General features: G+C 67.2%; 7 protein-coding genes. 4 read left to right on the top strand and 3 right to left on the bottom strand.

All coding sequences use genetic code 11. The annotated features are described in order from the left end of the window. Nucleotides 1-262: 262 nt before the first annotated feature. The gene (locus tag QRO91_RS01475) at nt 263-3,112 is read right to left on the bottom strand and encodes a pitrilysin family protein (RefSeq protein ID WP_197651197.1); all 2,850 of its coding nucleotides are present in this window, start codon (nt 3,110-3,112) and stop codon (nt 263-265) included. Nucleotides 3,113-3,528: 416 nt separating this feature from the next. Between QRO91_RS01475 and QRO91_RS01470 the strand changes: the two genes are divergently transcribed. Both QRO91_RS01470 and QRO91_RS01465 read left to right on the top strand, forming a co-directional pair. Beyond that, nucleotides 3,529-4,005 (top strand): hypothetical protein, encoded by a 477-nt coding sequence (locus QRO91_RS01470; protein WP_005407626.1) that lies wholly within the window; start codon nt 3,529-3,531, stop codon nt 4,003-4,005. Between the two features lie 69 nt (nt 4,006-4,074). Next, nucleotides 4,075-4,554: a tRNA (cytidine(34)-2'-O)-methyltransferase gene (locus tag QRO91_RS01465; protein ID WP_005407625.1), complete on the top strand. Its 480-nt coding sequence runs from the start codon at nt 4,075-4,077 to the stop codon at nt 4,552-4,554. 99 nt (nt 4,555-4,653) lie between these two features. On the opposite strand, the gene QRO91_RS01460 is transcribed toward QRO91_RS01465, so the two are convergent. Next, the gene (locus tag QRO91_RS01460; RefSeq protein WP_049429871.1) at nt 4,654-5,817 is read right to left on the bottom strand and encodes an acyl-CoA dehydrogenase family protein; all 1,164 of its coding nucleotides are present in this window, start codon (nt 5,815-5,817) and stop codon (nt 4,654-4,656) included. A gap of 257 nt (nt 5,818-6,074) precedes the next feature. On the opposite strand from QRO91_RS01460, the gene QRO91_RS01455 reads away from it, so the two are divergent. After that, entirely contained in the window at nt 6,075-7,751 is a 1,677-nt protein-coding gene (locus tag QRO91_RS01455) for an electron transfer flavoprotein-ubiquinone oxidoreductase (RefSeq protein ID WP_049429810.1), read from the top strand. 65 nt (nt 7,752-7,816) lie between these two features. Further along, a complete protein-coding gene (locus QRO91_RS01450) occupies nt 7,817-8,218 on the top strand; it encodes a cytochrome c family protein (RefSeq protein ID WP_049429811.1) in 402 nt (133 codons plus the stop codon). On the opposite strand, the gene QRO91_RS01445 is transcribed toward QRO91_RS01450, so the two are convergent. Further along, nucleotides 8,212-11,808, bottom strand: a complete 3,597-nt coding sequence (locus QRO91_RS01445; RefSeq protein WP_049429812.1) for an ATP-binding protein — start codon at nt 11,806-11,808, stop codon at nt 8,212-8,214. The genes QRO91_RS01450 and QRO91_RS01445 overlap by 7 nt on opposite strands. Between the last annotated feature and the right edge of the window lie 21 nt (nt 11,809-11,829).

The raw sequence follows: 11,829 nt of genomic DNA, 5'->3' as shown, positions 1-11,829 counted from the left end.
CTTGCGAGCCGCCCCTTCTATCTGGGGTGGGGGTGAAGCCTCTGGTTTAAACCAACCAAAAGGCGGAGGGGCATTACTGTATGGGTTTGGGGGTTTTAGTGCCTAACCGGGGTATAGGGGTGGTAGGCGGGGGGGTCCCATGTACGCCCCGGGCCTGGCCGGGCGACCGCACAGGGGGGCTTGGGGGGCGCGGCAACAGCCGCCGGGCATGGCCCGGCGCTACCACGGGAGACCTGCCCGCCGTGGCGGGCAGGCACGTCCCTTATTTCTTGACCGGGTTGCCTTCGGCATCGATCACGGTCACCTCGCCCAGGTTCAGCGCGCGCACGGCCGCTTCGGTCTGCTTGAGGTCACCCACCACCACCCAGGTCAGCGCCTGCGGCTTGATCTCGGCGGCGGCCTGCTGCACCTGCGCCGGGGTCATCGCTTCGATCTCGGCCTTGCGACGCAGCACGTAATCGTCCGGGCGCTTGAATTGCACGATCGAGCCGATGGTCGATGCCACCGCGCTGGCGGTCTCGTAAGCACCCGGCAGGCTCAGGGTCTGGATGTTGCGGATGCGGTTCACCTCGTCGGCGGTGGCCGGCTTGCTGCCATCGGCAAACGCGGCGATTTCCTTGCGCATTTCCGCCATCGCCGGCCCGGTCTTGTCGATCTGCACCGGCGCGCTGGCCATCCACGGACGCTGGCCCACCGAGTTGACCGCGCTGCTGCGTGCACCGTACGACCAGTGCTTGTCTTCACGCAGGTTGATGTTCAGGCGCGAGGTGAAGTCGCCGCCGATCACGCCGTTGGCGATGTCGAAGCGGGTCGAGCTGGCAGCGCTGGAGGGCGCCACCACCTGGCCGGCGAACAGGTTGGCCTGCACCGCGCCCGGCTGATCGATCAGGAACACGCGCGGACCCTTCGGCAGCGCGACGTCGGTGGCCGCCTTCACCTGCGGAGCGTCGCCACTGGCCTTCCAGTCGCCCAGCTGCTTGTCCAGCAGCGGCACGATCTCGGCCAGGGTGGTGTCACCGACCACGATCAGGGTGCCGTTCTGCGGGCGCAGCCAGTCATGGTGGAAGTCGACCAGGTCTTCGCGGGTCAGGCCGTTGATCGCCGCTTCGTCACCGCTGCCGGTGAACGGAATGGCATACGGGTGGCCCTTGCCGTACAGCAGCGGCGGCAGCACGCGCATCGCCACCGCACCCGGGTTGACCTTCTCCTGCTGGATGCCGGCGATCCAGCTCGCCTTGACCCGGTCGATCTCGCCCTGTTCGAAGCGCGGCTCGCGCAGCAGGTCGCGGTACAGCGCCAGCGACGGCGCCAGGTTTTCCTTCAGCGCCGACAGGTCCACGCTCATCGAATCCAGGCCGGCCGAGGCGTCCAGGCTCGCGCCCAGCGCGTCGGCGGCATCGGCAAAGGCCAACGAACCGAGCTTGCCCGCACCCTCGGTCATCAGGCTCATGGTGAAGTTGGCGGTGCCCGGCTTGCGGCCCTGGTCGGCACTGAAGCCGCCCGGGAACTGGTAGCTGAACTGCACCACCGGAATCTCATGGCGCTCGGCCAGGATCACCTGCGTGCCGTTCTTCAGCGTGGCGCGCTGCAGCGCCGGGAACTTCAACTGCGGGAACTCGCGGGTCTGCGGTACGCCGGCCTTGCGGTCGACCTGCTCCGGCAGGGTGCTGTACTTCGGGTCCACTGCAGGCACATTGAACGGCTTCGGCGCCTGGCTCGGGTCTTCCTTCAGTGCCACACGTTCACCCGGTGCGATCACCAGGGTGTGGCTGCCCTTGTCCAGCCACTGCGCGCCGAGCCGGCTCAGATCAGCGGCACTGGCCTTCTCGATGTTGGCCAGCGAGGTGCGGAAGCAGCCCGGGTCGCCGGTGAACACCGCGCACTCGGCCAGTGCGTCGGCCTTGCCGCCGAAACCACCGATGCGCTCAATGCCGCGGATGAAACCGGCGCGGGCACCGGTCTTGGCGCGCTCCAGCTCGGCCGCGGTCGGGCCCTGCTTGATCAGCCGGTCCAGTTCCTCGTCGATGATCTTCTCGACCTTGGCCGGGTCCTGGCCCTGCTTGACCGTCGCCATGATCACGAAGTTCGAACCCAGCTGCGAGGTCGACAGGCCCGACGCGATGCTGTCCACCAGCTTGTCCTGGTGCTGCAGGCGCTGGCTCAGGCGCGAGGACTTGGCACCGCCCAGCACCTGCGCGAACAGCTGCAGCTGATCGACCTCGGTGGTGCCGACCTGCGGCACGTTCCAGGCGCGGTAGATGCGCGCCTGCGGCACCTTGTCGGTCATCGTCTCGCGGGTATCGGCAGTGCGCTTGGCCACGTTCACCGCCGGCTGCGCCATGGTCGGGCCGGCCGGAATGCTGCCGAAGTACTTGCCGACCTTTTCCTTGGCGGTGGCCAGGTCGATGTCACCGGCCAGCACCAGCACCGCATTGTTCGGGCCGTACCAGGTGCGGAACCAGGTTTTCACGTCATCCAGCGACGCGGCGTTCAGATCGTTCATCGAACCGATCACGCCGTGGTGGTACGGGTGGCCCACCGGGTACATCGCCTTGTTGAGCTGGTCCCAGGCCTGCCCGTAGGGCTGGTTTTCGCCCTGGCGCTTCTCGTTCTGCACCACGCCGCGCTGCTCGTCCAGCGCCGCCTGGTCGATCGCGCCGACCAGGTGGCCCATGCGGTCCGATTCCATCCACAGCGCCATGTCCAGCGCGGTGGTCGGCACGTTCTCGAAGTAATTGGTGCGGTCGGTATTGGTGGTGCCGTTCTGGTTGGTGGCACCCACCTGCTTGAACGGCTCGAAGAATTCGCCGCTGTGGTTTTCGCTGCCCTGGAACATCAGGTGTTCGAACAGGTGCGCGAAGCCGGTGCGGCCGGCCGGTTCGTCCTTGCTGCCGACGTGATACCAGACGTTGACCGCGACGATCGGCGCCTTGCGATCGGTATGCACGATCACGCGCAGGCCGTTGGGCAGGGTGAACTGCTCATACGGGATATCGACCCTGGCCGGTGCGGCCGGCTTTGCCGCCAACGCATGGGAAGGCACAAGCGTGCCCAGGGCGGTGCTGAGGGCGACGGCCAGCAGCGCAGCGCGCGGGCGAAGGGCGAGAGACATATCCGGATCCTTGGTCACATAGGTGAACCCCGATCCTAGCGTGCGCACGCAATGGCAGGAATCGGTCGCCAGTCACTGGGGGTGTTTGCCCCGATTCGCCATCCGGGCAGCCGTCCCAGGCCGGCGTGGGAAGTCACATGCGCCCGCAGCAGGCGTCCGGACAGTGTCCGCGGTGCATCGAATGGACAGGTGTCCGCCCACCGGACACCTTTCTATCCAAAAAAAACCCTTGTAAATCAACAACTAAAAGTTGGCACGAGGATTGCTTGGTAGTTCCTGCGCCAGGAAGGGCTTCAGACAAAAGCTGACTGAAGACTGAACAAATGCGGGAAATCTAAAATTTTCCTTGCAAGCCCAGAATTGGTGTACTACTTTACTACCACACCACCGATCACCAACACTAAACAGGCCCCGTCATGAACGCCAAGACCATTGCCATCGCCATCGCCCTGATCGCCGGCACCGCGGTTGTTTCGTCGGTGCAGGCCTCCGAATCCATCAAGACCCTGTCTACCGTGCAGGTCCGCCCGGCCGCCGACCAGCTGGCCCAGCAGGCCTGGGAACAGGCCAGCGGCATCCCGACCCTGGCCACCGTGGAAGTGCGCCCGAGCGCCGACCAGCTGGCCGAGCGCAGCGGCTACGTCGCCGCCCCGGTCGCCGCCGCGATGCCGATCACCACCCTGGCCTCGGTGGAAGTGCGCCCGAGCCTGGAACAGCGCGTCGCCCTGGCCGCCGAACTGGAAGCCCAGCGCTACGCCGCCACCCTGGCCGCCGCCGCCACCAGCGTCGCCAACCAGGTGATCGTCAACCTGCCGGCCCTGCAGGTGCGTCCGAGCGCTGCCGACCTGCAGGCCCTGGCAACCGAAACCGCCCAGGTCCTGCTGCGCCCGTAAGCGGTGCCGCCCTGCCTCGCGCAGGGCGTGCGCCGTAAAGGCGGCGGCCGTCGCAGGTACACTGCGCCGATGAATGCCGCGCCCCAGTTCCACGTGATCCTGTTCCAACCGGAAATCCCGCCCAACACGGGCAACGTGATCCGGCTCTGTGCCAACACCGGCGCGCAGCTGCACCTGGTCGAGCCACTCGGCTTCGCACTGGAAGACAAGCAGCTCAAGCGCGCCGGCCTGGACTACCACGAGTATTCGCGCCTGCAGGTGCACCCCGACCTGGACACAGCGCTGGCGCGAATCGCACCGAAGCGGTTGTTCGCCCTGAGTACGCGTGCCAGCGTCCGCTATGACAGCGTGGCGTTCGAAGACGGTGATGCGTTCCTGTTCGGCCCGGAAAGCCGCGGCCTGCCGCAGGACGTGCTCGACGCCCTGCCTGATGGCCGCCGCCTGCGCCTGCCGATGCGGCCGGACAACCGCAGCCTCAATCTATCCAATACCGTTGCCGTGGTGATGTACGAGGCCTGGCGCCAGCACGGGTTTGCCGGCGGGGCGTGAAAGAAAGCAGCCGAGCATGGGCTCGGCTCTACACGTACGCTCCTTTAGAGCCGAGCCCGCGCTCGGCTCCCCCGTATCGCGTCCGGAAACCGGATAGCGTCAAAACGCGTTGATGCCGGTCAACTCACGCCCGATCACCAGCTGGTGCACGGTCTCGGTGCCTTCATAGGTGATCACCGATTCCAGGTTCAGCGCATGCCGGATCGCCACGTGTTCGGTGGTGATGCCGGCCCCGCCCAGCAGGTCGCGGCACTCGCGGGCGATATCAATGGCCATGCGGCAGTTGTTCCACTTGGCCAGGCTGACCTGCTGCGGCTGCAGCTGGCCAGCTTCCTTCAGGCGGCCCAGCTGCAGTGCCAGCAGCTGCGCGGTGGTGATGCGGCGGGCCATCTCGGCCAGCTTGATCTGCGCGCTCTGCGTGGCCGCCAATGGGCGGCCGAACAGCACGCGCTCCTTGGCGTAGCCCAGCGCCTCATCCAGGCAGGCGATGGCGGCACCGATCGGGCCCCAGCTGATGCCGTAACGGGCCTGGGTCAGGCAGCCCAGCGGGCCCTTCAGGCCTTTTACGTTCGGCAGGCGGTGGCTGTCGGGCACGCGCACGTCGTCGAAGAACAGCGCGCCGGTCAGCGACGCGCGCAGGCTCATCTTGTGCTTGATTTCCTGCGTGGTGAAACCGGCCATGCCTTTTTCCAGCACGAAGCCCTGGATGCCGTCCTCGGTCTGTGCCCAGACGATGGCCAGGTCGGCCACCGGGCCGCTGGTGATCCACATCTTGCTGCCGCTGATGCGCCAGTCGCTGCCGTCGCGCACCGCGCGGGTCTTCATGCTGGCCGGGTCGGAACCGCCGTGCGCCTCGGTCAGGCCGAAACAGCCGATCAGTTCGCCGCGGGCCATCGCCGGCAGCCATTGCAGGCGCTGTTCTTCGCTGCCGTAGGCGTAGATCGGGTACATGCACAGCGAGCTCTGCACCGACACGAAGCTGCGCAGGCCCGAGTCACCGCGCTCCAGTTCCTGGCAGATCAGGCCGTAGCTGACCGCACCGAGGCCACCGCCGCCGTACTCGGCCGGCAGGGTCGCACCGAGCAGGCCCAACGAGGCGATCTCCGGCACCAGTTCGTCGGGGAAACGTGCCTGGTCAAAGGCATCGCCGATGATCGGCAGCACCCGCTCGTTGGTGAAGCGGGCGACGCTCTCCTGTACGGCGCGCTCTTCCTCGTTGAGCAGGGAACGGACATCGAACAGATCGTACGGATGCAAAGCCATGGCACTCACACGCAGTCAGGACCCGGCCATTGTCGGTCATCCGGGCAGAGCGTGCCGACCAAGGTCGGCATCCACCAGAGCTGCGGCCCTACGCTGCATTGCAGCAATCCGGGTGTGAACATCGGCGATCTAGCTGGATCCGGCGCGTCCCGGTACCCTGACACATTCAAACAACCGTTTCGCCCGTGGCCGCACGCGCGATTCCCAGGCACCGCCGGTGGCCCCGATGCCGGCCCTACCCACGAGTCATGCAATCGATGAGCGCTGAAGCCAACGCCCTGCCCCCGCGTGAAGTAATGGAATTCGACGTGGTGATCGTCGGTGCCGGCCCCGCCGGCCTGGCCACCGCGATCCGCCTGCGCCAGCGCGCGATCGAAGCCGGCCGCGAGCTGTCGGTGTGCGTGCTGGAAAAGGGATCCGAACCAGGCGCTCACGTGCTGTCCGGTGCGGTGATGGACCCGCGCGCGCTGACCGAACTGTTCCCGGACTGGGCCGAGCGCGGCGCACCGCTGAAGCAGAAGGTCACCCGCGACGAATTCCTGTTCCTCAGCGAAACCGGTTCGCGCGGCACGCCCAACGCGCTGCTGCCGGAGTGCTTCCACAACGAAGGCAACTACATCATCAGCCTGGGCGAAGTGACGCGCTGGCTGGCGCAGCAGGCCGAGGCGCTGGAAGTGGCCATCTTCCCGGGCTTCGCCGCCGCCGAAGTGCTCTATGGCGACAACGGTGAAGTGATCGGCGTGGCCACCGGCGACATGGGCATCGAGAAGGACGGCAGCATCGGCCCGGCGTTCGAGCGCGGCATGGCCCTGCAGGCGAAGTACACGATCTTCGCCGAAGGCGCGCGCGGCCACCTGGGCCGCCAGCTGATCGCACGCTACAAACTGGACGAAGGCAAGGACCCGCAGGCCTACGGCATCGGCATCAAGGAACTGTGGCAGATCGACCCGGCCAAGCATGAGCCGGGCCTGGTGGTGCATGCCGCCGGCTGGCCGCTGGACAGCGACACCTACGGCGGCGCGTTCCTGTACCACGCCGACGGCGGCAAGGTCGCCATCGGCTACGTGGTCGGCCTGGACTACAAAAACCCGTGGCTGAGCCCGTTCGAGGAATTCCAGCGCTTCAAGACCCACCCGGACATCCGCAAGCACCTGGAAGGCGGCACCCGCATCGGCTACGGCGCACGCGCGATCACCGCCGGTGGCCTGCTGTCGTTGCCGAAGACGGTGTTCCCGGGTGGCGCACTGGTCGGCTGCGAGGCCGGCTACCTCAACGCCAGCCGCATCAAGGGCAGCCACGCGGCGATCAAGACCGGCATGCTGTGCGCCGACGCCGCGTTCGACGCGCTGGCTGCTGACCGCCAGCACGATGAACTGAGCGCCTATCCGAAGGCGTTCGAAGCCAGCTGGCTGTTCACCGAACTGCAGCAGGCCAAGAACTTCAAGCAGTGGTTCAAGAAGGGCCAGACCGTGGCCACGCTGATGACCGGCGTGGAGCAGTGGCTGCTGCCCAAGCTGGGCGTGCGCAACCCGCCGTGGACCCTGCACCGTACCCAGCCGGACCACGCCTGCCTGGAACCTGCGTCCAAGCACACCCGCATCGCCTACCCCAAGCCCGATGGCGTGCTGACCTTCGATCGCCTCAGTTCGGTGTTCCTGAGCAGCACCAACCACGACGAGAACCAGCCCAGCCATCTGACGCTGAAGGATCCGAGCATTCCGGTGAAGGTGAACCTGGCCGAGTACGCCGGCCCGGAAGCGCGCTACTGCCCGGCCGGCGTGTACGAGTTCGTTGGCGAAGCCGACAACGCGCGGCTGCAGATCAACGCGCAGAACTGCGTGCACTGCAAGACCTGCGACATCAAGGACCCCACCCAGAACATCGTGTGGGTGACCCCGCAGGGCGGCGGCGGCCCGAACTACTCGGGCATGTGATCGCCACGGGCTGCGACCGAGCGTCGCAGTCCATCGCTTGCCGCGCACCGCTATCCTGCCCGCCCATGCGTGCATCACTCCCGCTCATCGCTGTTGCCGTGGCCCTGGTCGCCACGGCCTGCCAGCGCCCGCCTGCAGCGCCCCCCACGCCGGAACAGGCGCACCAGCAGGCCATGCAACGCGCGTTCGAGTTGTGTGCCGGCTGCCACACCGTGCAGCCTGGCGGCATCCACCGCTTCGGCCCGAACCTGCACGGCGTGATCGGCCGTCGCGCCGGCAGCCTGCCCGACTACGGCTATTCCGACGGCATGCGCCGCGCCGACATCACCTGGTCCGCACAGACCCTGGATGCGTTCCTGCAGTCACCCACCCATGTTGTACCGGGCACACGCATGTACAACGCCTTCCCCAGCGCCGAACGCCGTGCGCTTGTGATCGCCTACCTGCAGCAGCAGTCGGCTCAGTGAGCCAGCCGCTGCAACTGCTGTTGCAGCCGCGCCACGAATGCCGCCACTGCGGCGAACAACGGCACCGGATCGGTCTCGGCCGCGTCCTGCAGGCGCTCGACCAGTGCATTGGCCTGCCCGGCCAGTGCCGTCGCCCCCACCGCACCCAATCCACCCGCCTGACGATGCAGGTGCAGCGCGGCAGCCTCACGGTCGCCGGCCTCCAGCGCGCGCTGCACAGCGGCCAGGTCACCTTCACTGGCCTGCAGCAGGCTGTCGCGCAACTGCTCGGCCACGGCCTGTGAACCGAAGCGCTGTCGCAGCGTGGCCAGGTCAGGCAGCATCACGCCGTCGGTGGCGGACTCCAGCACCGCCTCCTCGAACCGTTGACCCTGCGCCTGCGGCAACCAGCGCAACAGGGCCGCGCGCAGCGTCGCCAATGACAATGGCTTGGCCAGCACCTCATCCATGCCGGCTTCACGGCAACGACGCGCATCGTCGTCCAGCACGCTGGCGGTCAGCGCCAGCACGGCCAGCCGGGGTTGCCCGGTGCGTCCCTCGCGCTCGCGCAGAAGCCGGGTGAAGGCGAAACCATCCAGTACCGGCATACGGCAATCGGTAATGACCAGATCAAAGTGCTCCGATGCCAGGCGATCCAGCCCCTGCTGGCCATCACCGACCAGCACGTGCGGCACGCCCAGCTGCTGCAGCCGCCAGGCCATCATCGCCTGGTTGGTCGGATGATCCTCGATCACCAGCACGCGCGCCTGGCGCAGAGCCGACGGCAGCAGGGCAGCCTGTTCCTGTTCGGCAGCCAGCGCTTCAGCATCGGCAATGCCCGCTTCCACCAGCGATAGCCGTACCTCGGCGCAGGTACCTTCGCCGAGGGTACTGTGCAGCTCCAGCTCGCCCTCCATCATCTGCACCAGGCGATGGCAGATGCTCAGACCGAGGCCGGTACCACCATGGTCGCGCTGGATGTAGGCACCGGCCTGGGTGAACGGCGCGAACAGGTGCTGCACCTGTTCGGGCGCGATGCCCATGCCGGTGTCGGTGACGCTCAGGCGGAGCGGTTGGCGGCCATCTTCGGAGGTCGGGCCCATCACCTCCACCTGCAGCCGCACTTCGCCGCTCGGGGTGAACTTGATGGCATTGCTGAGAAGATTGAACACGATCTGGCGCAGACGAACGCCATCCACTTCATGGGCCGCTGCCAATTGCGGATCGATCTGTACCTGCAACGCCAGGCCGCGCGCGCTGGCCTGTGCGGAGAGCAGGCGGCACACGCTTTCCAGCAACGGCCTCAGCGGTTGTGGTACCGGCTCCAGCCGCAATGCGTTGGCCTCCAGCCGCGAGTAGTCGAGGATGTCGTCAAGGATCTGCCGGAGCATCTGTGCCGAGTCCTCGATCACGCCAAGGATGCGCTTCTGCTCTGCATCCAGCGGTGAGTGCGCCAGCACTTCCAGCATGCCCAGCACGCCACTCATCGGCGTGCGGATCTCATGGCTCATGGTCGCAAGGAAACGGGATTTCGCCTCGGCCGCCTGCTCGGCCTCGGCCTTGGCTGCGGTCAGGGCATCGGCCTGCGCACGGGCCTCGCTGGCATCCACCCAGTAGCCACTCCAGGTCACCACTCCGGCCTCGGCGGCATAGGGTTGCGCCTGGGTACGCACCCAGCGCGGGCCTGCGCCGTCGCCACGCAGGCGGAATTCCAGCACGAGCGGTGCGAACTGGTGCGCGGCCTGTTCGACGGCCTGCAGGATGCGCGCGCGATCGTCCTCTTCAACACGTTCCAGCAGCATCCTGGCGTCCTGCTCGGCCTGCTGCCGGGTGATCCCGAACAGGGCCTGCAGGTCGCCGGCAATGAACGGGAAGCTGAGCGTGCCATCAACCTCGCGACGGGCCTGGTAGACCACGGCAGGCAGGTTGTCGGTCACTTCGGCCAGACGCTGCTCCAGGTGGCGCCGCCCGGCCACTTCACGGCGCAGGCGCCAGTAGCCGATGCCATGGACCAGCAGCGCGGTCAGCAGCACCAGCAGCAGTGGTACGCCCCAGCGCAGCGCACCGCTCCAGTTGATGCCGTTGCGGTACTCGACCGCCAACCAGTCACCGCGCAGCGCCTCGCGCTCGCGTGGAGTCATCTGCATCAACAGCCGGTCGAAGGTTGTGGCCAGGGCGGCATGGCGGCGCTCCACCGCCAGCACCAGCTGGTCGTTGAAGCCCGCCGGCGCAGCCACCTGCAGGCGGCCCGGGAAGCGGTCGCGCAGCAGATGATCAACCACGGCCAGATTGCCGACGTAGGCGTCGGCCTCGCCATCGATAAGTCGCTGCAGCGCCTGCTCCGCACTGCGCGCGGCGATGATCCTGGCCTGTGGCGCCTGCTGCAGCACGTAGCCACGCACGCGCTCGGGATCGGAAAGCAGCACGCGCTTGCCCTGCAGGTCCGACAGGCCCAGCAACGCCGCCCCGTCGTGGCGGCTGACGATCACGTTGGGCACGCTGATGAAGGGCTGGCTGAACACCCACTCCGGGCCCAGGTAGCGCGAATCGGCCGGAATGCCCATCACGGCCTGCACCTCGCCACGGCGCGCCTTCTCGCGTACCTCGAACCAGTCATGGCTGTTCTGCGGCTGCAGATTGGCACCGGCCTGCGTCAGCCGCTGCAGGTATTCGCTGGCCAGGCCACTGGGCCTGCCCTTCTCATCGGCGAACGACAGCGGCGCAGCGTTCGGTGCAAAACCGACCTTCAACGGCGTCTCCAGCACCCGCTGCTCGGCCTGGCTCAGGGCCAGCTGTGCCGAGGCCGACCACTGCGGCGGCGGCAGCCAGCGCCGCGCCAACGCGTCGCGCTGGGCCTGGCTGGTCGCGGCCAGGGCGACGTCCAGCGCTTCGGCCAACGGCTGCTTGCCGTTGGGAACCCCGAAATGCAGCCGCTCGGGAGGCAGATCACTGGGCCTCAGCAGCACCACGCCCTGCAGACGCTCACGCGCGATCAGCTCGTTGGCGACATAGGCGTTGCCGATATAGACGTCAGCTTTGTCGTCTCTGACCATCAGCAATGCCGCAAGCGAGCTGTTTGCGACAAGCTGCCGCGCGCGCGGGAAACGCGCGCGCACCTGCGGACCGGTCAGGAAATCCTGTTCGATCACCACCCGCAGGCCATCCAGATCGGGGGTATCGGAAGCGCGCAGATCGCCCGGTCGCCCCACCAGGGCCAGCGGCGACTCGCCATAGGCCGCGGTGTAGACCATGCAGCGGGTACGGTCGGCGCTCAGAGCGACGTTCATGACCACATCGATCTCGCCACGGCACGCCGCATCCAGCACGGATGTCCAATCGGGGTAACGACGGGCTTCGACCTTCACACCCAGATGATGGGCAAGAAGCGACAGATAATCCGGCCCCAGGCCAACCTGCTGGCCATCACGGAGGGACTCGAACGGTGGCCAGCCGCTGTCATACTGGCCCACGACGATGCTTGGATGGGCGGCGAGGTACTCGCGCTGCATGGAGCTGAGCGGCAACAGCCCAGGCACCGCCTGTGCCAGCGCCACGGGCAGCACCAGCACGGCCAGCAGCAGGACCAGCCCGCGAACAGCCCAGCTACGCATCGGCGTCGATCTCCTAGAATC

The organism is Stenotrophomonas maltophilia group sp. Smal32 (assembly GCF_030237085.1).
GTDB lineage: Bacteria > Pseudomonadota > Gammaproteobacteria > Xanthomonadales > Xanthomonadaceae > Stenotrophomonas > Stenotrophomonas maltophilia_Q.
Note: the sequence above shows the minus strand (reverse complement) of the source record. Positions and strands in the feature narration are given on the sequence as shown.